This is a genomic window from Pseudarthrobacter niigatensis, from assembly GCF_030812615.1.
In the GTDB taxonomy this organism is placed as follows: Bacteria; Actinomycetota; Actinomycetes; order Actinomycetales; family Micrococcaceae; genus Arthrobacter; species Arthrobacter niigatensis.
This window is the reverse complement of the sequence record NZ_JAUSTB010000001.1, coordinates 170764-193438: the sequence shown is the minus strand read 5'-3', so window position 1 is coordinate 193438 and position 22675 is coordinate 170764. Positions and strand designations below refer to the sequence as shown.

General features: G+C 66.8%; 21 protein-coding genes. 5 read left to right on the top strand and 16 right to left on the bottom strand.

Annotation, left to right across the window (positions count from 1 at the left end):
- Positions 1 to 12 precede the first annotated feature (12 nt).
- The 4 genes from J2T23_RS00955 to J2T23_RS00940 all read right to left on the bottom strand — a co-directional run bounded on the left by J2T23_RS00955 (position 13) and on the right by J2T23_RS00940 (position 3031).
- On the bottom strand, positions 13 to 243 hold the full coding sequence (locus J2T23_RS00955) for a DUF6167 family protein (RefSeq protein ID WP_246839678.1): 231 nt from the start codon (positions 241 to 243) through the stop codon (positions 13 to 15).
- A 17-nt stretch (positions 244 to 260) separates the two neighbouring features.
- A complete protein-coding gene (locus tag J2T23_RS00950) occupies positions 261 to 635 on the bottom strand; it encodes a DUF948 domain-containing protein (RefSeq protein WP_141160339.1) in 375 nt (124 codons plus the stop codon).
- A 145-nt stretch (positions 636 to 780) separates the two neighbouring features.
- Positions 781 to 1407, bottom strand: coding sequence for a 30S ribosomal protein S4 (gene rpsD / locus J2T23_RS00945; RefSeq protein ID WP_009357431.1), 627 nt, complete (start codon positions 1405 to 1407; stop codon positions 781 to 783).
- Between the two features lie 169 nt (positions 1408 to 1576).
- Entirely contained in the window at positions 1577 to 3031 is a 1455-nt protein-coding gene (locus tag J2T23_RS00940) for a replication-associated recombination protein A (RefSeq protein ID WP_307356414.1), read from the bottom strand.
- Between the two features lie 63 nt (positions 3032 to 3094).
- Between J2T23_RS00940 and J2T23_RS00935 the strand changes: the two genes are divergently transcribed.
- Entirely contained in the window at positions 3095 to 3763 is a 669-nt protein-coding gene (locus J2T23_RS00935; protein WP_307356412.1) for an acVLRF1 family peptidyl-tRNA hydrolase, read from the top strand.
- A gap of 17 nt (positions 3764 to 3780) precedes the next feature.
- Here the strand turns inward: J2T23_RS00935 and J2T23_RS00930 are convergent, their stop codons facing one another.
- Positions 3781 to 4545: a GNAT family N-acetyltransferase gene (locus J2T23_RS00930; protein WP_307357111.1), complete on the bottom strand. Its 765-nt coding sequence runs from the start codon at positions 4543 to 4545 to the stop codon at positions 3781 to 3783.
- 122 nt (positions 4546 to 4667) lie between these two features.
- The gene (aspS, locus tag J2T23_RS00925; RefSeq protein WP_141160336.1) at positions 4668 to 6464 is read right to left on the bottom strand and encodes an aspartate--tRNA ligase; all 1797 of its coding nucleotides are present in this window, start codon (positions 6462 to 6464) and stop codon (positions 4668 to 4670) included.
- Between the two features lie 97 nt (positions 6465 to 6561).
- Between aspS and J2T23_RS00920 the strand changes: the two genes are divergently transcribed.
- On the top strand, positions 6562 to 7824 hold the full coding sequence (locus J2T23_RS00920; RefSeq protein WP_307356409.1) for an APC family permease: 1263 nt from the start codon (positions 6562 to 6564) through the stop codon (positions 7822 to 7824).
- Positions 7825 to 7832: 8 nt separating this feature from the next.
- On the opposite strand, the gene hisS is transcribed toward J2T23_RS00920, so the two are convergent.
- On the bottom strand, positions 7833 to 9203 hold the full coding sequence (gene hisS / locus J2T23_RS00915) for a histidine--tRNA ligase (protein ID WP_141160334.1): 1371 nt from the start codon (positions 9201 to 9203) through the stop codon (positions 7833 to 7835).
- Between the two features lie 228 nt (positions 9204 to 9431).
- Here hisS and J2T23_RS00910 point away from each other — a divergent pair, with 228 nt between their 5' ends.
- The 3 genes from J2T23_RS00910 (at position 9432) to J2T23_RS00900 (ending at position 12778) form a co-directional block, all read left to right on the top strand.
- Positions 9432 to 10250, top strand: a complete 819-nt coding sequence (locus J2T23_RS00910) for a peptidylprolyl isomerase (RefSeq protein ID WP_141160333.1) — start codon at positions 9432 to 9434, stop codon at positions 10248 to 10250.
- 64 nt (positions 10251 to 10314) lie between these two features.
- Positions 10315 to 11904, top strand: a complete 1590-nt coding sequence (locus J2T23_RS00905) for a DUF349 domain-containing protein (RefSeq protein WP_141160332.1) — start codon at positions 10315 to 10317, stop codon at positions 11902 to 11904.
- A gap of 100 nt (positions 11905 to 12004) precedes the next feature.
- Positions 12005 to 12778 carry a type IV toxin-antitoxin system AbiEi family antitoxin gene (locus J2T23_RS00900; protein ID WP_141160331.1) on the top strand — a complete coding sequence of 258 codons (774 nt, stop codon included), beginning with the start codon at positions 12005 to 12007 and terminating at the stop codon, positions 12776 to 12778.
- On the opposite strand, the gene J2T23_RS00895 is transcribed toward J2T23_RS00900, so the two are convergent.
- From J2T23_RS00895 to pdxT, 9 genes are all read right to left on the bottom strand, one after another.
- A complete protein-coding gene (locus tag J2T23_RS00895) occupies positions 12659 to 15049 on the bottom strand; it encodes a RelA/SpoT family protein (RefSeq protein ID WP_307356405.1) in 2391 nt (796 codons plus the stop codon). The two genes, J2T23_RS00900 and J2T23_RS00895, sit on opposite strands and share 120 nt — an antisense overlap.
- A gap of 148 nt (positions 15050 to 15197) precedes the next feature.
- Complete coding sequence (gene secF, locus J2T23_RS00890) at positions 15198 to 16214, bottom strand: protein translocase subunit SecF (RefSeq protein WP_141181658.1); 1017 nt, start codon at positions 16212 to 16214, stop codon at positions 15198 to 15200.
- Complete coding sequence (gene secD / locus J2T23_RS00885) at positions 16214 to 17968, bottom strand: protein translocase subunit SecD (protein WP_141160328.1); 1755 nt, start codon at positions 17966 to 17968, stop codon at positions 16214 to 16216. The genes secF and secD overlap by 1 nt, the downstream gene beginning before the upstream one ends.
- Positions 17969 to 18067: 99 nt before the next feature.
- Positions 18068 to 18475 (bottom strand): preprotein translocase subunit YajC, encoded by a 408-nt coding sequence (yajC, locus tag J2T23_RS00880; RefSeq protein ID WP_141160327.1) that lies wholly within the window; start codon positions 18473 to 18475, stop codon positions 18068 to 18070.
- Between the two features lie 209 nt (positions 18476 to 18684).
- Positions 18685 to 19770, bottom strand: a complete 1086-nt coding sequence (ruvB, locus tag J2T23_RS00875; RefSeq protein ID WP_141160326.1) for a Holliday junction branch migration DNA helicase RuvB — start codon at positions 19768 to 19770, stop codon at positions 18685 to 18687.
- Positions 19763 to 20407 (bottom strand): Holliday junction branch migration protein RuvA, encoded by a 645-nt coding sequence (ruvA, locus tag J2T23_RS00870; RefSeq protein WP_307356402.1) that lies wholly within the window; start codon positions 20405 to 20407, stop codon positions 19763 to 19765. The genes ruvB and ruvA overlap by 8 nt, the downstream gene beginning before the upstream one ends.
- Before the next feature lie 90 nt (positions 20408 to 20497).
- Positions 20498 to 21076, bottom strand: a complete 579-nt coding sequence (gene ruvC / locus J2T23_RS00865; RefSeq protein ID WP_141160324.1) for a crossover junction endodeoxyribonuclease RuvC — start codon at positions 21074 to 21076, stop codon at positions 20498 to 20500.
- A 65-nt stretch (positions 21077 to 21141) separates the two neighbouring features.
- Positions 21142 to 21897, bottom strand: a complete 756-nt coding sequence (locus J2T23_RS00860; RefSeq protein WP_141160323.1) for a YebC/PmpR family DNA-binding transcriptional regulator — start codon at positions 21895 to 21897, stop codon at positions 21142 to 21144.
- Positions 21898 to 21901: 4 nt separating this feature from the next.
- Entirely contained in the window at positions 21902 to 22612 is a 711-nt protein-coding gene (gene pdxT / locus J2T23_RS00855) for a pyridoxal 5'-phosphate synthase glutaminase subunit PdxT (RefSeq protein WP_141181663.1), read from the bottom strand.
- Positions 22613 to 22675 lie beyond the last annotated feature (63 nt).

Genomic DNA, 22675 nt, shown 5'->3' with positions numbered 1-22675 from the left:
GCCCTGCCGGGCCTAGCGGCGGACCACTTCAGCGGACTCGATGCCCAGGGCGGACCTCAGGTCTGTTTCCCGTTCCCGCATCCCGGCGCGGACGGCGTCGGCGAAGTCGTAGACCCCGTCGGCCAGCCGGCCCACAGAGCGGTTCAGCCCTTCCGGCCCCAGGCTGGCTTGGGCTTGGCTCACTTTTCGGAAGGCAATGACGCCGATGGCCACGCCGATTCCCATCCAGACAATTCTCTTCATGTTTATTCTTTTCGGATCTAGCGGCTGCGGCGCCCGGCGGCGGGCTTCCGTCGGTTGGCGAAGGCGCTGCGGACGCCGTAGCTGAAGGCGGCAACCTTGATCAGCGGGGAGCCGACCGTTGCGGCGACCAGCGAGGACAGCGCGGAGATGTTGGCCGAGGCATCCGAGACGTTGGACGAGATGCCGTCCACCTTCTTCAGCTGCTGGTTGGTCGTGGAGACGGTAGCCGTGACCTCGTCCATGAGGGGCGTGGCGCCGTCGCTCAGGGACCTGATGGTGGTCCGCACCTCATCGAAGACTTTTCCCAGCTTCAGGATGGGGACCGCAAGCAGCAGGACCAGGAGCGCGAACACCCCGGCAGCGATCAGGCCGGCAATATCGCCACCAGACATAGACGTTCATCTCCTCGAAATTCCGTGGTTGGGTTCCATCCTGCCCGCGCCCGCAAGGGGCGCCGCGCAGATGTCCCCCAAGTACCTTACATACAAAGAAGCCCGCGGCGCTTGCCACGGGCTTCTTTGGGTACGCTGCTGGGATTTAGCGTGCGTAGAATTCGACGACGAGCTGCTCTTCGCAGGTCACCGGGATCTCGGAACGCTTGGGGCGGCGGACCAGGCGGGCCTGCAGGGCTTCCAGCTTGACGTCCAGGTAGGCCGGAACGGCAGGCAGGACGTCGCGGTGGGCGCCGGCTGCGGCAACCTGGAGCGGAACCATGGTTTCGCTGCGGCTGTGGACGTGGACCAGCTGGCCCTCGCCGACGCGGAACGACGGACGGTCAACGCGGACGCCGTCAACCATGATGTGGCGGTGCACAACCAGCTGGCGGGCCTGGGCGATGGTGCGGGCAAAACCGGCACGCAGCACCAGGGCGTCAAGGCGCATTTCGAGCAGTTCGATGAGGTTCTCACCGGTCAGGCCCTTGGTGCGGCGGGCTTCTTCGAAGGCACGGGTCATCTGTGCTTCGCGGATGCCGTACTGTGCACGCAGGCGCTGCTTTTCGCGCAGACGTACGGCGTAGTCGGAGTCCTGCTTCTTGCGGGCGCGGCCATGCTCACCGGGGCCGTACGGACGGCGCTCCATGTACTTGGCGGCCTTGGGGGTCAGGGCAATGCCGAGGGACCGCGAGAGGCGGGCCTGACGGCGAGCACGAGTGTTGTTAGCCACTTGTGTCCTTCCAATATCTGCGGTGTGTCAGTGTTACTGGCCTCCACGATGGAGAGCATCGGCCAACCGCTGCCTTTTGCTACTGGGCACAGGGCATAACCTTGCCAAACTGAATTGGGGAGATTGTGCGTCCGCGCCTTGCCAGACAAAGATTCAGCTTACCACGCCATCACGTGCCCCGGACAATCCTCCGCAGGCGCTCCAGCCGTTGGGCGATGTCCCGTTCAGCACCGTTGCCGGTGGGCTGGTAGTAGTCGCGGCCCACCAGGTCATCGGGCGGATACTGCTGGGTGGCCACTGCGTGCGGCGCGTCGTGGGCGTACTTATAGCCAACACCGTGGCCCAGCTGCTTGGAGCCCGGGTAATGGGCATCGCGCAGGTGGGCGGGAATTCCGACGCCGAGGCCGGCCCGGACATCTGCGATGGCTTTGTTGATGCCCATGTAGGCGGCGTTCGACTTGGGGGCGGTGGCGAGGTGGACCACAGCCTCCGCCAGGATGATCCGGCCCTCGGGCATGCCAATGAGCTGCACGGCCTGTGCTGCTGCTACGGCGGTCTGCAGCGCGGTGGGATCTGCCATGCCCACGTCCTCGGCCGCGGAGATGACGATCCGCCGGGCCACGAACCGGGGGTCCTCCCCCGCCTCGAGCATCCGGGCGAGGTAGTGCAGGGCCGCGTCCACGTCGGATCCCCTGATGGACTTAATGAACGCGCTGGCCACGTCGTAGTGCTGGTCCCCGGCACGGTCGTAGCGGACGGCGGCCGCATCCAGGGCGCGCTCGGTGTGGCGCAGCTCCACGGTGACCGGCTCTTCGGCGGCAGGTTCGGAAGGTGCGCCGTCCTCCCCCGCTGGACGTTCGACGTCGTCCGCGTCACCGAAAGCGACGCCCGCAGCGGCTTCCAGGGCGGTAAGCGCCCTGCGGGCGTCGCCGCCGGACAGCCGGACCAGGTGCTCCAGGGCTTCCTCGCTGAGCCGGACCTTGCCGCCCAGCCCGCGCGGATCCTCCACGGCCCGCACCAGGAGGCCCTCGATGTCCGCATCCGTCAAGGGCTTGAGCGTGAGGAGCAGGGAGCGGGAGAGCAACGGCGAGACCACCGAGAAAGAGGGGTTTTCCGTGGTGGCAGCCACGAGGACCACCCACCGGTTTTCGACGCCGGGGAGCAGGGCGTCCTGCTGGGCCTTGTTGAAGCGGTGGATCTCGTCCAGGAACAGCACCGTGGTGGTCTTGTAGAGGTCGCGGGCGGTCAGGGCGTCGTCCATGACCCGCCGGACATCCTTGACGCCGGCAGTGATGGCGGACAGCTCGACGAACTTCCGGCCCGGCCCCCGCGCAATGACGTGCGCCAGCGTGGTCTTGCCGGTACCTGGAGGGCCCCACAGGATCAGGGAGCTGGGTCCGGCCGGACCGGCGGCGTCCGCGCCTGCCCCGGCCGCCAGCTGGCGCAGCGGCGAGCCCTGGCCGAGCAGGTGCTGCTGGCCCACCACCTCGTCCAGGGTGCGGGGCCGCATGCGAACGGCAAGCGGGCTGCGCGGCGAACCGTTGCCCCGGGAACCGGCGCTCTCCCTGGCGGCGGGACGGTCGTCGTCGTCGTTTTCTGGCCCGTTCCCGAAGAGATCATCCACATAGATAGGCTACTTCCAGTCCGGCACCTGCTTTTCCCCTCCCCCTGACCGCAAGGAACCGCCATGCATGCCCCCGGCCACTCCGGCGCCCAGTCTTCCGTGAGGACAGCATTCGTGTCCGGCCCGCGGCTGCCGGGCTGGGCGGAACGCTTCGGCACCTCCCACGGCGGTTACCGGTTGCAGGACGGCGACGACGGCCTGCTCCTTGTGGCGGCCGACGGCGCGGAGGCGCTCCTGCAGGCTCCGTGGCCGGCCGATGGTCGTCCGGGCCGCGGCACCGGACCGCTGGAGCGGCTCGCTGCACTTGCTTCCCAGCCGCGCCGGCTGGGACTGCTGCTGGTGAGGCGGGGCGGATACGGCATCGGGGTGGCAAGTGAGGGCGTCCTGCTCGCATCCAAGGCGGGCACCCGGTACGTCCAGTCCCGCACCGCGGCGGGCGGCCAGTCCCAGAAGCGCTTTGCCCGCCGCCGTTCCAACCAGGCCGATGCCCTGGTGGGTGCCGTGGCGCAGCAGGCCGTGGAGGTGTTCCGCGGGGCCGCCTTCGAGTATGTGGTGCCCGGAGGCGACAGGACCCTGGCGGACCTGGTCCTTGCCGAGCCGCTGCTGCGCGGGTACGCACGCTTGCCGCGCCTTGCCTACCTGGACGTTGCCGAGCCCCGGACCGCCGTGTTGAAGAAGGCCGCGGCGGATGCCTGCTCGGTGCGGGTCACGGTGACGGATCCGGCGGGTTAGCCGGCCGTCCTTGATTGTCAGCAGCCGGTGGGGGCGCGCCGGGGGCGCTCCTGACGGTACAGGTAGCGGCCGGCTTCGCGGAAGCCTGCCTTCGCGTACAGCTCCTGCGCGCCATGGTTCGCTGCCGTGACCAGCAGCCAGAAACCGTGCACGCCCCCCGCTTTGCCGGCGTGAAGCAGGGCCTGCAGGATGGCGGCGGCGAAACCCTTGCGGCGCGCTTCCGGAAGCGTGGCCATGCAGTACAGGCCGCCCTGCCCACTGCCGTCCGGGAGGGCAAGGCGCCCGACGGCGGCTGGCCGCCCGTCGCCGTCACGCGCCAGCGCATACAAGGAGGGACAGCCCTTGAGGATTTCCGTTGCAGTCACCAGCGCATCGTTGCCGCCGCGGCCGTCCACGTCCCACCAGACCCGCAGCCACTCCCCTGACGGCTCTGTGGAGAGTTCCACCGCTGCCGCGGCGCCTGCGGGAATCCGGGCGTCCATTGCGCTGCGGGTCATGACCAGGGTCTCGGACTGGCGGGTGAAGCCCTCCGCGTCCAGCAGCCGGTGAAGCGCGGACGCTGCCGGGGTGTCGAAGAGCTGGAAGATGACCGGGAGGCGGCGGCTGCGGTACCAGGCCCTGGCCTCCCTGAGCAGGCCCGGGAGGTCGTCGCTGCACTGGTCGCCACCGAACTGTTCACTGCGTGGCCAGATGGAGTTGGACCGCTGGGTGACGCCTGCGGCCGCCCGAAGCATCCAGCCGCCGGCCTCATGGCGGTCCGGCGCTGGCCACGCTGCGTCCATGGCGGCTTCAAGGCCCAGGGGCACTGGCTGGACCGGGCTTGCTGTGGTCACCGCTGTTCCTTCCTTAACGGCAGGAGGCCCCCCGGCCGGACCGGGGAACCTCCAACGCATGCGACCGTTTACTACTGCTGGCCTTCAGGCTTCTTCACCTCGGGTTTTTTGGCCTCGGGCTTGAAGTCCACGCCCGCTTCCTTGCGCTGCTGCGGCGTGATCGGGGCCGGGGCCTCGGTGAGGGGGTCATGGCCGCCGCCGGACTTCGGGAAGGCGATAACGTCGCGGATGGACTCCACTCCTGCCAGCAACGACACCACGCGGTCCCACCCGAAGGCGATACCGCCGTGCGGGGGTGCGCCGTACTTGAAGCCTTCCAGCAGGAACCCGAACTTGGTCTGGGCGTCTTCCTTGTCCAGGCCCATCAGTTCGAAGACGCGTTCCTGCACTTCGCGCTGGTGGATACGGATGGAGCCGCCACCGATTTCGTTGCCATTGCAGACGATGTCGTAGGCGTAGGAGAGCGCCGATTCGGGATCCTTGTCGAACGTGTCAAGGAATTCAGGCTTGGGCGAGGTGAAAGCGTGGTGCACTGCAGTCCACTGGCCTCCACCGACGGCAACATCACCCGACGCGACGGCAGCGGCGGCGGGTTCGAACATGGGTGCATCCACCACCCAGCAGAAGGCCCAGTCAGTGGGATCGATCAGGCCGGTGCGGTGGCCGATTTCCACGCGGGCGGCACCCAGCAGGGCACGCGACGGAGTCTTTTCCCCGGCGGCGAAGAAGATGCAGTCGCCCGGTTTGGCGCCTACGGCGTCGGCGAGTCCCGCGCGTTCGAACTCGGTGAGGTTCTTCGCCACAGGGCCGGCGAGCTCGCCGTCTTCCTTGTACAGGACGTACGCGAGGCCCCTGGCGCCGCGCTGCTTGGCCCATTCCTGCCACGCGTCCAGGGCGCGGCGCGCCTGCGAAGCACCGCCGGGCATGACGACGGCGCCCACGTAGGGAGCCTTGAACACGCCGAAGTTGGTGTCCTTGAAGAATTCGGTGAGCTCGGTCAGCTCCAGCCCGAAGCGAAGGTCCGGCTTGTCGGAGCCGTACCGGGCCATCGCGTCCGCGTACGTGATGCGCTGGATGGGCGTGGGAATCTCCACCCCGATGAGTTGCCACACTGCCTTGACGATGTTCTCGCCCAGCCGGATGATGTCGTCCTGGTCAACGAAGCTCGCCTCGATGTCCAGCTGGGTGAATTCCGGCTGCCGGTCCGCGCGGAAGTCCTCGTCGCGGTAGCAGCGGGCGATTTGGTAGTACTTTTCGAACCCGCCCACCTGCAGCAGCTGCTTGAACAGCTGCGGGGACTGCGGCAGCGCGTACCAGGAACCCGGAGCCAGGCGTGCCGGAACCAGGAAGTCACGGGCGCCCTCCGGCGTCGAACGCGTGAGGGTGGGCGTCTCGATCTCCACGAAGCCCTCCTGGTGGAGCAGGTCGCGCGCCACCCGGTTGGCCTCGGAGCGGAGCCGCAGGTTGCGGCTGGGGCCGGGGCGGCGCAGGTCCAGGTAGCGGTGCTTGAGGCGGGCTTCCTCGCCGACTTCCACGTGTTCGTCAATCTGGAACGGCAGGGGGTCGGAGGTGTTGAGGATGGTGACGTCCTCGGCGATGACCTCGATCCCGCCGGTGGCCAGCGCCGGGTTCTCATTGCCTTCGGGGCGCTTGGACACGGTGCCCGTGACCTGCAGGACGTACTCGTTGCGCAGTCCGTGGAACACTTCCTCCTCGCGGACCACCACCTGGGCCACGCCGGAAGCGTCACGCAGGTCGACGAATGCCACACCACCGTGGTCACGACGGCGGCCCACCCAGCCGGCCAGGGTTACGGTTTGTCCAATGTGCTCGGAACGAAGGGATCCGAGGTCATGTGTGCGCAGCACAGCACGCCTTTCTGCGGGAAAACAGTGGGAAGTTCAATATGATCGTTGCGGGAACGATCCCGTCCGAGTTTACCCGCTGGAAGGGCAATGCCACCGCATGAGCGAACCGCAGCAGCTGCAGCGCAGGCTCGGGACCTTTGACGCCACCGCGATCGGACTCGGGTCCATGCTGGGCGCCGGGGTATTCGTGGTCTTCGCTCCGGCCGCCGCGCTGGCCGGAAACCTGCTGGTCCTCTCCGTACTCGTCGCGGGTGTGGTGGCGTACTGCAACGCCGTCGCGTCTGCCGCCCTTGCGGCCATTTACCCCACCAGCGGCGGGACCTACGTGTACGGCAGGAACCAGCTCGGCGAATGGCCGGGCTTCCTGGCCGGCTGGGGTTTCGTCACTGGCAAGACAGCCTCCTGCGCGGCCATGGCACTGACGTTCGGCAACTACGTGGCACGGGATTACGCGGTCCCGGTGGCGGTGGCCGCCGTCGTGGCGCTCACCGGAGTCAACCTGCTCGGCATAACCCGGACCGCCCTGCTGACGCGCATCCTGCTGTGCATGGTCGTCGCGACGCTGGTGTTCGTCGCGGTTGCTGCGTGGCTGGGCCCGCACGCCGGTGCCGGACCCGCCGGGGCGACGTCGGACAACCCGGCGGGGGTGCTGCCGGCGGCAGGCCTGGTGTTTTTCGCTTTTGCCGGCTACGCCCGGATCGCCACGCTGGGCGAAGAAGTCAAGGACCCCGCCCGGGCCATCCCCCGGGCCATCCTGGCAGCCCTGGCAGCCGCCTTCGCCATCTACCTGCTGCTGGCATTGCTCCTGCTTGCCCACCTCGGAGAGCGGCTCGGGACATCCGCGACACCGCTGCTGGACGCCGTACTCGATTCCCGTCTTGCCCCTGCCGCCCCGCTGGTGCAGGCCGGCGCTGCCGCCGCGTGCCTGGGCGCCCTCCTCGCACTGATTACCGGCGTGGGCCGGACCACCCTTGCCATGGCACGGGAACGCGATCTTCCGGGCCCGCTGGCAAAAGTGGGTGGCAGCCATACCGTTCCGTATGTGGCCGAACTCGCCGTGGCCGCCGTCGTGATCCTGCTCCTGGTGACCACCAACGTCATGACCGTGGTGGGCTTTTCAAGCTTCGGCGTGCTGGTCTATTACGCCGTTGCCAACGCCTCCGCCTTCACGCTGGCAACGCACCCCGGGTACGCCCCCCGCTGGCTGAATGTCCTCGGCTTCCTCGGCTGCGCCGTCCTGGCCTTCACCCTGCCCCGGGCTTCGGTCCTGGCTATGGCAGCGGTCCTGGCCGCGGGTGTGGCCGGGCGCGCGCTGGTGCTGCGTTTCCGGCAGCCCCAGCGCCAGCGTCCCGGGCCCTGAGGTCCTGGCTAAACGGAGGCAGCTGCCGGCGAGGTGGTTTCAACCTGCACCGTGAGGTCCCCGACGGGCGGCATCCAGGTTTCGGGAGCGGCCAGCACCTGTTCACCGGTGCGGATGTCCTTGACCTGGTGGGTGCCGTCCTCGTCGGTGAACCAGACGAAAGGGATCCCCCGGCGGTCCGCGAACTTGATCTGCTTGCCGAACTTCTCGGCCCTGGCCGCCACCTCGGTGGGAATTCCACGGCTGCGCAGCAGGGCGGCGACATCCTGGGCCGCGCCCCAGCTGTCGTCGTGGTTCAGGGCCACCAGCACGGCGGTGGGAACCGACCGGGAGGCTTTGGCCAGGTCCTGGCTGAGGATGCGCGACACCAGGCGGGTCACGCCGATGGACAACCCCACGCCCGGGAACTTGCGGTTGCCCTTGGACGCCAGGGCGTCGTACCGGCCGCCGGAGCAGATGGAACCCAGCTGTTCGTGGCCCACCAGCACGGTTTCCACTACGGTGCCGGTGTAGTAGTCCAGGCCGCGGGCGATGCTGAGGTCTGCCAGCACCTTGCCTGGAGCCCGCTGCACGGCGGCATCGATGACCTGCTCCAGTTCGTCCAGGCCTTCATCCAGGAGCTCGTTGCTGACGCCGAGGGCCCGGACCTGCGCCACGAAGGACGTGTCTTCCGTGCGGATGGCGGCTAGCTGGAGTGCCTTGGCGGCCTGGTCTTCGGTTGCGCCCAGTTCGGCCTTCAGCAGTTCCGCCACCTTGGCGGGACCGATCTTTTCAAGCTTGTCGATGCTGCGCAGCACCCCAGCGGTGTCATCAAGGCCGATGCCGCGGTAGAAGCCTTCGGCCAGCTTGCGGTTGTTGATGCGGAGGCGGAAGTCCGGGATGGGCAGCGCGCTCAGTGCCTCGGCGATGACCAGCGCAATTTCGACGTCGTAACGGAACGGAAGCTCGCCGTCGCCCACCACGTCGATGTCCGCCTGCGTGAATTCACGGGCCCGGCCCTCCTGGGGCCGCTCGCCGCGCCACACCTTCTGGATCTGGTAGCGGCGGAACGGGAAGGCAAGGTAACCGGCGTTTTCGACGACGTAGCGGGCAAACGGCACCGTCAGGTCAAAGTGCAGGGCAAGCGCGTTGGGGTCGGCCTTGCCGCCCTTGACCGGATTGTCGCCCTCGTCCTCCTGGAGCCGGCTCAGTCCATAGACTTCCTTGTCGATCTCCCCCTTGCGCAGGAGCTGGCCCACCGTCTCCACGGCGCGGGTTTCAATTGAGGCAAAACCATGGAGCTCAAAGACCCTGCGCAGGGTATCGAGCACATGCAGCTCCACCAGCCGCTCCTCTGGAAGCCACTCGGGGAATCCGGACAGGGAGGCGGTGCGTGCCATGGGGAAGGTTCTCCTTAGGGATGGAAGGCGCGGCGGCACCGGCGGCCACACCGCCCAGGCGGCGTACGGCGGCAGCACAGCCAGCCATGCATAAACTATGTGCGGCAGCCAGTTTATGCGTCATCCGTGTGCATCTCTAATGCAGCGGGCGCGTACAGCCTGGCCCCTTTACTTCCTGCGCCCCGCGGCTGCCCGCGGAACGCAGGAGCCCGACGATGAGGAGGACCCTTGGCGGCCAGTTCACGCAGTGCCCGCGAAACGAAACGGCGCATCCAGCAAATGGAAGCCAAGCGTGAGCTCCGGCGCGACCAGGAGAAGCGGCGGAAACGGGACAACCTCGTGGCCGCCGGTGCCGGAACCGCCGCCGTGGTGCTCGCCGTCGTCCTTCAACTCACCGCGTTCGCCGGGAACCCCACCGAGGACGAATATGCGGCAGCCAAGGCGGGGCTGACAGAGCCGTCCGCTTCCGCCAGCGCGTCCGCCACTCCGTCGGCTCCGGCAACCAACGGTCCGAACATTCCGGCGGCAGACACGGCGGCCGGAAAGACGTTCACCGGGCAATTGATGCTGAACGGCAGTCCCCTGGGCGTGGAGGTTGACGGAACCAAAGCTCCGCAGGCCGCCGCCGTCTTCAAGTCCCTCAGCGACGAAGGCTACTTCAACGGCAAGACGTGCCACCGGCTCACCACCGCAGACCAGTTCGGCGTGCTGCAGTGCGGTTCGCCCAACGGCGACGGCCAGGGCGATCCCAACTACACGTGGGGCCCACTGGAAAACACCCCCGCGGACAACATGTATCCCGCCGGGACCATTGCCGTTGCCCGTACCGGCAACAACGCCTACGGCAACGGGACGCAGTTCTTCATCGTCTACAAGGACACCGCCATTCCGGCAGATGCCGCGGGCGGCTACACCGTGGTGGGCAAGGTGACGTCGGGCCTGGATGTGGTGTCCGGCATCGCTGCCGCCGGCATCACGCCGGGTGCCAGCGACACGGACGGAGCGCCAAAACAACCAGTCACGATAGACTCGTTTTCTCTGAAGTAGGCCGGGCCCGCAGGGCTACGGTGCAGTACGTGAGTATTTCCCTCCAAGCGAAAGACTTTTAGCGGTGACAGACAGTCAGAAATCCGACGAAACAGCAACAGGCGCAAGCGACACCACGGCACCGGCCGCCGACGACGCTACCCTTCCTGCTGCAGATGCCGAGCAGGCACCCGTGACACCTGAAGCCACAGCTTCGGAGGAAGGCACCGCTGAAGTTGAGGCCGCCGCGGACGGTCCTTCAAAGCCCGAAGACCAGGCCGGCACGGGCACCGTCGCTGGCGCGGCCGCGCCGGCTCCCGGGCCCCGGCCGTCCGCACCGTCACCCGCTGCCTTTGCTTCGCGCCCCAAGCCGGCCGCCGCTGCCCCCGCTGCCGCACCGGCCCCCGCCGCACCCAGCACGTCCGTCGCCGAGGCCTCCAAGTGGGGCCGCGTGGAAGGCGACGGCCACGTTTACCTGACCATCGACGGCGGCGAACACCCCGTGGGCCAGTACCCCGGCGTGAGCGGCGATGAGGCGCTGATCTACTTCGCCCGGAAATACGACGACGTCGTGGCGCAGATTGTGCTCCTGGAACAGCGGGTCAGTTCCAAGGCTCCCAGCACCGACATGCAGAAGACGGTGACGCACCTGCGTGAACAGCTCGCCGAACGCAACATGGTGGGCGACCTGCGGGCCGCCGAGGCCCGCCTGGACCAGCTGGCCGGGCAGATCACCGAGCTGGAGAAAGCGGAGAAGGCCGAACACGATGCCGTCCGCGCCTCCGAGCTCGCAGCCCGCGAAGCCATTGTTGCCGAAGCAGAACAGATTTCCGGCCAGGACCCCGCGCAGACCCAGTGGAAGACCTCCAGCGCCCGGATGAACGAGTTGTTTGAGAACTGGAAAACTGCCCAGAAGAGCGGTGTGCGGCTGGGCCGGAGCAACGAGGATGCGCTGTGGAAGCGGTTCAGGGCTGCACGTACCGTCTTTGACAGGCACCGCCGGGCCTACTTCTCCCAGCTGGACAGCAACAACTCGGCGGCCAAGGCCGCCAAGGAGAAGCTGATCGCCGAGGCTGAGGCGCTGTCCACCTCAACGGACTGGGGCTTCGCCGCCGGCGAATACCGCCGGCTGATGGACCAGTGGAAGGCATCGCCACGCGCCAGCCGGAAGGACGATGACGCGCTCTGGGCCCGGTTCCGCGCCGCACAGGACGTGTTCTTCACCTCCCGGCAGGCTGCCAACGACGAGATCGACCAGGAGTACGCGGCGAACCTTACGGTAAAGGAGGAGCTGCTGGCGGAGGCCAACAGCATCCTGCCGGTGAAGGACCTGGCGGCAGCCAAGAAGGCACTCCAGTCCGTCCGCGACCGCTGGGAAGACGCCGGCAAGGTGCCCCGTGCTGACATGGGCCGGATCGAGGCCGGACTCCGCAAGGTGGAGGATGCCGTCCGCCACGCCGAGGAAGAACAGTGGCAGCGGTCCAACCCGGAGCGGAAGGCACGCACCAACAGCGCGCTCTCGCAGCTGGAATCGGCCATTGCCGGGCTCCAGGAAGACCTCGCCAATGCCGAAAAGACCGGCGACCAGCGCAAGATCAAGGCCGCCCAGGAGGCTCTCGAAGCCCGCCAGGCCTGGCTTGACCAGATCCAGCGTTCAGCAAGCGAGCTGTCCTGACCTTCCAGCCCTGAGCTGAGGCCACAGGCCCGGTACCGGTTATCCACATAACCCGGACCGGGCCTGTTCCCGTTAATCGTGGTCCGGGCAGGATGGAGCCATGGCCACACCTCCAGGTTCATCCTCCGCCGGCCCGGGCCGGGAAGTATCCGCGGCGCCCCCGCGGCAGGGATGCCCGACCGGCGGGACGGAAGGGGCTGCCCCGCCACGGTTTCCCGAACTCTATGCACCAGGGAAGCCCTTCGCCGGCCCCGAACTCCAATCATTGGCGGCCGACGGACTGCTGGCGCGCTTCCACCACAACGGCTACACCCTGCCCGGGCTTCCCCCGTCCCCGCAGCTGAGGGCACGGGCTGCGGCAGGGGCTGTTCCGGCGGCAATACGCCAGCGTGTGGTGGCGGGCCGGATGACGGCCGCCTGGATCTACGGCTGCGCGGCGGAGCCGGACAGGCTGGCGCTGCTGGTGGATGCCAAGCGGCGCGTCTCCAGCCTGCGGAATACCCGCGGCTGCACGCTGCACGAAGTGAAGCTCGGACCGTTCGATGTGGTCAGCCTGGGCGGACTGATGGTTTCCAGCCCCCTGCGGACTGCCCTCGACATCGCCCTCCACGTGGAAACGGAGCGTGCCGTGCCCGCCCTCACCGGTTTGCTGGCCAGGCCGCAACAGGACGTGCGGCTGCGGCTCCTGGTGCTCGCGATCGAGGCAACACCGCGGGTTCCGCACAAGCGGGCTGCCTTGGAGAAGCTGGCTTTGCTAGCTCCGGCGCTTGTTTCCGGTAGTACGGTAGACGTCGAACACCCCGTCGATCCTGCGGACGGCGCTGAGGACGTGGCTGAGGTACTTGGGGTCGCCCATCTCGAAAGCGAACTTTGAGATGGCCACCCGGTCCGTCGAGGTGTGGACGCTGGCAGCAAGGATATTGACGTGGTTGTCCGAGAGGACGCGTGTGACATCCGAGAGCAATGACTTGCGGTCCAGCGCCTCCACCTGGATTTCCACCAGGAAGACGCTGGACTGGGTGGGCGCCCAGTCCACATCCACGATCCGGTCCGGCTGGTCCTTAAGGTCCGAGATGTTGGTGCAGTCGGTGCGGTGCACGGAGACACCTGAACCCCTGGTCACGAAGCCAAGAATCGGGTCGGGGGGAACGGGCGTGCAGCAGCGTGCCAGCTTCACCCACACGTCACCAACGCCGCGGACCACCACACCGGAGTCGGAGAAGCGGGCCTTGGTGACCTGGGTGGGGATGCTGACCTCTTCGACGTCATCATCGGCACTCTCGTTGCCTCCCAGGCTTTCGATGAGCTTTTCCATGACGGACTGGGCAGATGTATGCCCGTCGCCGACGCCGGCGTACAGGCCGGAGATGTCCGCATATTTGAATTCCTCGGCCACTACGGCCAGGGCCTCGTGGGTCATCAACCGCTGCAGCGGCATGTTCTGTTTCCGCATGGCGCGGGTCAACAGTTCCTTGCCGCGGTCAATCGCTTCTTCGCGGCGTTCCTTGCTGAACCACTGGCGGATCTTGTTGCGGGCACGGGCGCTCTTGACGAAGTGCTGCCAGTCCTGGCTTGGTCCTGCCCCTTCTGCCTTGGAGGTGAAAATTTCCACCCAGTCGCCGTGGTTCAGTTCGCTGTTGAGCGGGACCAGCTTGCCGTTGACCCGTGCACCAATGGTGCGGTGGCCCACCTCGGTGTGCACGGCGTAGGCGAAGTCCACCGGGGTTGAACCGGCGGGCAGCGCCATGACCTCGCCCTTGGGGGTGAAGACGAACACTTCGCGGGCGTTGATCTCAAACCGCAGCGAATCCAGGAACTCCCCTGGATCGGACGTTTCCTGCTGCCAGTCCACCAGGGAGCGCAGCCATCCCATGTCGCCGTCGCGGGGGCTTCCGGGGCCCACCGCGGTGCGGTTGGGCTGGTCCTTGTACTTCCAGTGGGCCGCCACGCCGTACTCGGCCCGGCGGTGCATCTCATGGGTGCGGATCTGGATCTCCACCGGTTTGCCGCCAGGGCCGATCACGGTGGTGTGCAGGGACTGGTACATGTTGAATTTGGGCATCGCGATGTAGTCCTTGAACCTGCCGGGCAGGGGGTTCCAGCGCGAATGCATGATGCCCAGGGCGGCGTAACAGTCCCGGACGGAATCGACCAGCACACGGACGCCCATGAGGTCGTTGATGTCGTCGAAGTCCTTGTCCCGGACAATCATCTTTTGGTAGATGGAGTAGTAGTGCTTGGGCCGGCCGGTAATGGTGGCTTTGATTTTGGCGCCGCGCAGATCCTCGGTGATCTGGTCACGGATGACGCCCAGGCTCTTTTCCCGCTCGGGGGTCCGGTCCCCCACCATCCTGACGATTTCCTCGTACACCTTGGGATAGAGCGCAGCGAAGGACAGGTCCTCCAGCTCCCACTTGATGGTGTTCATGCCGAGGCGGTGCGCCAGCGGAGCGAAGATTTCCAGGGTTTCGCGGGCTTTGCGGGCGGACGATTCCGCGGACACGAAGCGCCAGGTGCGGGCGTTGTGCAACCGGTCCGCGAGCTTGATCATCAGGACGCGGATGTCCTTGGCCATGGCCACGACCATTTTGCGGACAGTCTCCGACTGGGCAGCCTCGCCGAAGCTGACCTTGTCCAGTTTGGTCACGCCGTCCACCAGCATTGCCACTTCCGGGCCAAAGTCCCGCTTCAGGTCAGCAAGGGTATAGGGGGTGTCCTCGACAGTGTCGTGCAGCAGTGCCGCAGCCAGGGTGGTGCCGCTGAGGCCGAGCTCGGCCAGGATGGTGGCCACCGCCACTGGGTGGGTGATGTACGGGTCGCCGCTCTTGCGCTTTTGCCCGCGGTGGCTGCGCTCGGCAACGTCGAAGGCGCGCTGGATGAGGTCGAAGTCCTCTTTGGGATTGTTGGCCCGGACCGTCCGCAGCAATGGCTCAAGGATGGGCGAATACGTGGCCGTTCCGCGGCCGGTCAGGCGGGCAAGCCGGGACCGGGTGCGCTCCCTGCGGCCGGGAAACGTGGCGCGTGAACCAGAGTTGTCCACGGGAACCAACGATCCAGGGCGCGCCGGGGATGCCATACCGGCCTGTACACCGGCAGGATTCTTTTCATCCTCCGCCGTAGGCACCGACGCCGATCGTTCGTCCAATGAAGCACCCCTCACCACCATTTAATTACCCCAGTCTATTCCCCAAGGCAGCGACTTTTATAACCGGTCCCGCATACGCGGGGACCGGGCAACGCAGAGTCTGCGTTGCCCGGTCCTGGAGGGAGCAGCCGGCGCCGTCGGGGGCGGGTCAGGCCTTGGCAGGCGAGGCGGGAACTGCGCGTTCCGCCGCGCCTGCGCGCCGTTGTTCGACGCGCCGTGCCTGCTTGACCAGGTCCGGTTCGCCCTGGCGGAGCCAGGCGTACAGCGGGGCTGCGACGAAGATTGTCGCAGCGGTGCCGATCAGGATCCCGACGAACAGGGCCAGGGACAGGTCGCGCAGGGTTCCGGCGCCGAGAAGCCCGGCGCCGATGAACAGGATGGCACCCACGGGGAGGATTGCCACCATCATGGTGTTGATGGAGCGCACCAGGGTCTGGTTGACGGCGAGGTTGACCTCCTCACCGAATGTCCGGCGGGTGGAGGCATCAATGCCGGAGGTGTTTTCCCGGATCTTGTCGAAGACCACCACCGTGTCGTACAGCGAGTAGCTGAGAACCGTGAGGAACCCGATGATGGCTGACGGCGTGACCTCAAAATCGCTGAGGGCATAAACGCCAGCCGTGATGAACATGGTCACGGCCATGCCGGCAAGCGCCGAGAGGGACATCTTCCAGGTGCGGAAGTAGAGGGCCATGAGCAGCGCCGCGAGGAGGACAAAAACCACCAGGCCAATGAGCGCCTGCTTGGTCACGTCGGCGCCCCAGGTGGGGCCAACGAACGTTGAGGTTACCTCGTTGTCAGTCACCCCGTAGGCGCCGGTGAGGCCCTGCTTGATCCGGAGGGTTTCGTCGTCGGTCAGCTTGTCCGTCTGGATGCGCATGGTGTTTCCGGCGACGTTGGCCACGCGGGGAACACTGCCGGCCACAACATCGGTCACGGCTTTCTCGCCGATTGTGGCGTCCGTGGTCTTGACGTTCGATACCGTGAATTCCGAGCCTCCGCGGAACTCGATACCGAGGTTGAAGCCACCCTTGGCCACCGGGACAATGATGGACAACGCCACTCCAACCAGGGCGATGATGAACCAGATCTTCTTGGCCCCTACGAAGTCGTAGGAACGCTTTCCGGTGTAGAGCTCGTTGCCGAATGTGGCGAAGCCTGACATTACTTGTCCTCCTTCGCGGACGTCTTGGAGGAGCCGGCAAGCTGTTCCTGCTTCTCAGCCAGGCGCCGTTCGGCGATGGTCATGCGGCGCTCGGCTTCGGCCGCCGCACCGGTGTTCTTGGTCCGGACCACCACAGGCCTGTCTTCGGGAGTACGGACACGCCCTGCGCCGCGGTACAGCGGTACGGCGCCCAGCCGTTCGGGGTCCAGGCCGGAGAACTTGTGGCCTTCACCGAAGAAGCGGGTTCGGGCCAGCAGCTGCAGCGTGGGGTGGGTGAACATGAACACCACGATGAGGTCGGCGATGGCCGTCAGGCCCAGCGTGAACGCAAAGCCGCGGACGTTGCCCACGGCCACGAAGTACAGGACCAGGGCGGCCAGGAGGTTGACGGCCTTGGAGGCAAGAACCGTCCGTTTGGCGCGCTTCCAGCCGTTTTCGACGGCGGACACCAGGCCGCGCCCTTCGCGCAGTTCATCGCGGATGCGCTCAAAGTAGACGATGAAGGAGTCGGCCGTCTGGCCGATGGCCACGATGATGCCGGCAACGCCTGCCAGGGACAGCCGGTAGTTCTCCGTCCAGCCCAGGATCGCGATGGCCAGGTACGTCAGGGCGCCGGCCACCACCAGCGAGGCAATGGTGACGAAACCCAGGGCGCGGTACTGGAACAGCGAGTAGACCACCACGAGCAGGAGCCCGATGAGGCCGGCCAGCAGGCCCATGCGCAACTGTTCACCACCGAGTGTCGCGGAGATCTGCTGTTCGCTCTGGATGTCGAAGCTGATGGGAAGGGCACCGAACTTCAGCTGGTCGGACAGCGCCTTGGCCGTCTGCTCGGTGAAGCCGCCGGTGATTTGCGGACGCCCGTCGGTGATCACAGCCAGCGATCGCGGGGCGGAAATGACCTGGTCGTCCAGCACAATGGCGAACTGGGACTTGGGGTCGGTGCCGGACTCGCCGCCGGCGGCCACGTAGAACTGGTTCAGGCGCTGGGTGACGTCCTTGAACTTGGCCGTGCCGTCAGCGTCGAACTGGATGTTGACGGCCCAGTCATTTGTGACGGCGCCCTGCGCACCCTGCTGCAGTTGGAAGGACGAGGTGACAATGTTCGTCCCCTTGACCTCTACCGGGCCAAGGATGTACTTGATCGCCGGGGACTTGTCAGTAGCAGGCTCGCAGGTCACGAGCGGCTTGGTGGGATCGGAGCGCTGGGACTTCTCGGGGGCGCTGTTGCAGTCAAGTGCTTCGAACTGCTTGTAGATCTCGGGAGTGATCCAGTTGGTATCGCTGCTGTTGGCCGGAGCGGCCGTCGGCTTGGGCAGCTGGTCCTCGGGTGTCTGTTGCTCCGGCGGCACCGCGGCGCCATCTCCGTTGAGGAGGACGGGACGGAAATTCATGTCCGCGGACGCCTGGATCAGGTTCCGGGTTTCCGCAGAGGGCGTTCCGGGAAGGCTGACCACCACGTTGCGCCCGGACTGGGTGCTGATCTCAGCTTCGGACACGCCGGAGCCGTCAACGCGCTGCCGGATGATCGCTACGGCCTGGTTGAGCTGCTGTTCGTTGATGTCCGAACCGCCCTCCACCTTGGGCGCCAGGATCATCTGGGTACCGCCCTCGAGGTCCAGCGCCAGTTTGGGGGCCCAGCTGGCCTGCCCCGCGACGGTGCCGCCTGCCAGGACGGCGGTCAGCGCAGCCAGGAGTACGCCAAGCCAGACCAGGACGCGGAGCCCTGGTTTCTTGCGGCCAGTTCGTGCCATTGTCGATCTTTCTCTTATTCGCGGAAGAACCGCCGGCGCGGGTTGTTACCTGCGCCGGCGGCGATCCGCAGCGGTAGAGGGAGGAAGCGGCCAGCGGGCCTAGCTGTCCTTCTTGCCCTCGTCGTTGAGGCGCTTCAGGGTTTCGTCCGGGGTCTCGGTACCTGTGGAGGTGCTCCCGGCTTCCGGGGCGGTCAGGGATGATGCGTCGTCCGGCACTACCGGCGAAGCAGCGGCGGGCTCGGCAGCAGCCTCCGCGGCAGGCTCGACGACCTTGGTGACCGCCTGGCGGTGGACGGTGGCCAGGTTGCCGGGGGAAAGTTCAAGGGTGACCTTGTTGTCGGCGTCGTCGATGTCCACGATCCGGCCGAAAAGGCCAAAGCTGGTCATGACCTCCACGCCCGGGCCAAACTTCGACTGGAGCTCTGCCTGCTGCTGCTGCGTCTTCTTGTTGCGGCGGAACATCATGAAGATGAACACGCCGAGCATGACGAACAGGAGAATTGACATTGGATCCAAGGGGAATTCCGTTCTTTTGCGTGGTGCTGCTGGTTTTCCAGCGACGTCGGCCTCGCTTCGGCCGGGGTGGTTGGCTCCGCAGGCAGAACGCCTGACATGTCCTTCCCCAAGCGACGGGGGCGTCAGGGCCACCCGCGAAACAAAGACCCGAGCGTGCCGGGCGTCATACCAGTCTAAAGGGAAAAGCTGAACAGAGCCTGCTATTGGCTCTCCGGGGCCCAGTCCCCGGCTGCTTCGGGGTCCCCGCCGGGCTCGAACAGGTCCAGCTGCTCCTGCGCGAAGACGCCGGACGGGATGGCATACCCCAGGTGGGTCCACGCCGGCGCCATGGCAATCCTGCCCCGGGGCGTACGTCCCAGCAGGCCTTCGCGGACCAGGAAGGGCTCCGCCACCGTCTCCACCGTTTCGGTTTCCTCACCCACCGCGATGGCAAGGGTGGACAGTCCCACGGGACCGCCGCCGAACTTGGTGATCAGGGCGTCGAGGACGGCGCGGTCCAGCCGGTCCAGCCCTTTCTTGTCCACTTCATACATGTCGAGGGCGGCGGATGCGGTCCTGGCGTCGATTTGCTCGACTCCGTGCACCAGCGCCCAGTCGCGGACCCGGCGCAGCAGGCGGTTGGCGATGCGGGGGGTGCCCCGGGAACGGCCGGCGATCTCGGCGAATCCTGCGGAGTTGACCTTGAGGTCCAGCAGCCCGGCAGACCGTCGGAGGACCAGTTCGAGCTCCGCTACGGAGTAGAACTCAAGGTGCCCGGTGAAGCCGAACCGGTCGCGCAGCGGGCCCGGGAGCAGCCCGGCACGGGTGGTGGCACCCACCAGGGTGAACGGCGGCAGCTCCAATGGGATGGCGGTGGCACCGGCGCCCTTGCCCACCACGATGTCGACGCGGAAGTCCTCCATGGCCATGTACAGCATTTCCTCGGCGGGCCGCGACATGCGGTGGATCTCGTCGAGGAACAGGACCTCACCCTCTGACAGCGAGGACAGGATGGCAGCGAGGTCTCCGGCATGCTGGATGGCCGGACCGCTGCTCAGGCGCAAGGGAGCGTTCATTTCCGCGGCCACAATCATGGCGAGTGTGGTCTTGCCCAGGCCCGGCGGACCGGAAAACAGGACGTGGTCCGCGGTACGTCCACGCATCCGGGAAGCCTGCAGCACCAGCGAGAGTTGCTTCCGCACCCGGTGCTGGCCTACGAAGTCATCAAGGTTCTTGGGCCGCAGGGCCGCCTCGATGGCCCGCTCCTCCGGCTCCTCCCCCGCCGCAACCAGTGACGGTTCAGCCACGGGTGCCTACGCGGTTGCCTGCCCGGGCCCCGTCCTGTCCCAGCCACCGAAGCGTGGTCCGCAGGATTTCCGGCACGTTGCCGCGGAACGATATTTCGGGATCATCGGCGAGGGCCTTGTCGATGCTTGCAGAGGCGTCTTTTTCGGACCAGCCCAGGCTGGTCATGGCGGCCACCACCTGGGGCTTCCAGGAGGCTTCGGCCGGGGTGGCCGCACCCTCGGCTGCAGGGGTTCCGTGCGGGACGAGCTTTCCGGCCAGCTCCAGCACGATCCGCCCCGCCACCTTGGGTCCGATTCCGGGAACCTTGGTGAAGGTCTTGCTGTCCCCGGTATGCGCCGCCACCCGGACTGCCTCGGGATCGTGGACGGCCAGCACTGCGAGGGCCAGCCGGGGGCCCACCCCGCTGACACTGAGCAGGACGTCGAAAACTTCGCGTTCGTCGTCGGAAGAGAAGCCGAAGAGCGTCAGCGAGTCCTCCCGGACAATCAAGGACGTGAACAGCTGGCCCTCTTCGCCCACGCGCAGCCGGCTGAGCGTCTGTGGTGTGGCGTTGACGCTCATCCCGGCACCGTTGAGGTCTATCACGGCCGTGGACAGGCCTACGTGCGCTACGGTTCCGCGGAGGAAACTGATCAAAGCCGGGCTCCCGTTGTACCGCCGGCCTCGTAACTGAGAACCCGGCTATCCGAACATATCTACGAATACCCTAGCAAGCGGCAGGGACAATCACCGTGCACGGCGCGCTTTTGCCTCTGCTTCCGCCCAAGCCCGCTGGGCCGGCGTCAGGGCCGAACTGCCGGGACCGGTAGTGGCCACCGCGGCCCCGCTCCCGGCCCGCCACGCGTGGGTGATGGCCAATGCCAGCGCATCGGCAGCGTCAGCCGGCCGTGGCGGGGCGTCAAGGCGGAGGATCTTGGTCACCAGCTTGGTCACGGCGTCCTTGTTCGAGGTTCCGCTCCCGGTCACCGCCGCTTTGACTTCGGACGGCGTATGCAGAGCCACCGGTATGCCCCGGCGGGCCGCCGCCGCGATCACCACGCCGGACGCCTGGGCCACACCCATCACCGTGCTGACGTTGAGCTGCGAGAAGACACGTTCGACGGCGAGGACCTCCGGTTCGTAACGGTCCAGCCACTCGTCGATGGCCGTGGCAATCACCAACAGGCGCCGGTCAAGGGTCTCGTCCGGGGAGGTGCCCACCACGCCTACCGCCACCATGCTGGCCCGGCGGTTGCGTTCAACATCCACCACGCCGATCCCGCACCGGGTGAGTCCGGGGTCAACGCCAAGGACGCGGAGCGTCACTTCCGGCCCGCCGCGGCCGGCAGACCGGGGCGGGCCTCGCGTGGTCTAGCTGACAAGGTAGGACGTCACTCTGATTCCAGGGCGGCCTGGACTTCGTCGCTGAGGTCGGCGTTGCTGTAGACATTCTGCACGTCGTCGAGTTCCTCCAGCGCGTCTGCCAGCTTCAGGAACTTCCGGGCGCCGTCGACATCCAGTTCCACCTGCATGGAGGGAACGAACTCAACTTCATCCGTGTCGTATTCAATGCCGGCCTCCGCCAGCGCTTCACGGATGGCCTGGAGGTCACCCGGTTCCGAGTGGATCTCGAAGGTCTCGCCGTTGTCCTTGACTTCCTCCGCGCCCGCATCCAGGACGGCCATCAGGACGTCGTCCTCGCTCAGGCCGTTCTTGGGGAGGTTCACCACGCCCTTGCGGGTGAAGAGGTAGCTGACCGAGCCGGGGTCGGCGATGGTTCCGCCATTGCGGGAAATGGCCAGGCGGACTTCGGAGGCCGCCCGGTTCTTGTTGTCGGTGAGGCACTCAATCAGCAGGGCAGAGCCCTGGGGGCCCCGGGCCTCGTACATGATTTCGGTGTAGTCCACCACTTCGCCGGTCAGGCCGGCGCCACGCTTGATGGCGCGGTCAATGTTGTCGTTGGGCACCGAGGTCTTCTTGGCCTTGGTCACGGCAAGTTCCAGGCCGGGGTTGCCGGCGAGGTCCGGTCCGCCCATGCGGGCGGCAACTTCGATGTTCTTGATCAGCTTGGCGAACGACTTGGCGCGGCGGCTGTCAATGATCGCCTTTTTGTGCTTGGTCGTTGCCCATTTGGAGTGGCCTGACATGGCTTTACGCTTCTCCTCTGATCATTCGGATAAAAAGTTCATGTACGCGTTTTTCGCCGGTCACTTCCGGATGGAAGGAGGTGGCCAGCAGCTGGCCGGAACGCACTGCGACAATTCTAGCCGCCCCGGGCAGCGATACGGCGTGCGACGCCTGTCCGGGGTCCGCCGGTTCCACCTGGGCCAGGACCTCCACGCCCGGCCCGGCCCGCTCCACCCAGGGGCCGCGGATGAAGACGGCGTGCACGGGTTCCACACCCGATGCGGTGGCGCTGAAGTCCAGTCCCTTAAAGTCCAGATCCGTTTCGAAGGACTCCCGCTGCCGGCCAAAAGCGTTGCGGCGGACGGTGATGTCCAGGCCCCCAAAGGTCTGCTGCGGGGCCCCGGAAAGGTCCGTGGCGGGATCGGCGATGTCCGCCGCGAGCAGGATCATTCCCGCGCAGGAGCCATAGACGGGAAGGCCCTCGGCAATGTATTTGCGCAGGGGGTCGGCGAGGTCGAAGGCGCGCGCCAGTTTGTCGATGGTGGTGGATTCGCCGCCGGGAATGATGAGGCCGTCCAGGCCATCCAGCTCAGCCGGCCGGCGGACAGCGATGCCCTGTGCGCCGGTGGCTTCCGCGGCGCGCAGGTGCTCGCGGAAGTCTCCCTGGAGGGCCAGGACGCCAATCCGCAGGCCCGAGCCCACGCGCGCAGGATCAGCAGAAGGGGGGTTTGTCATCCTTCCAGCATACGGTCCCGGCACTCCGGCTGCTGCCGGCAGGAGGCCGCCGTAAAGGGTTGC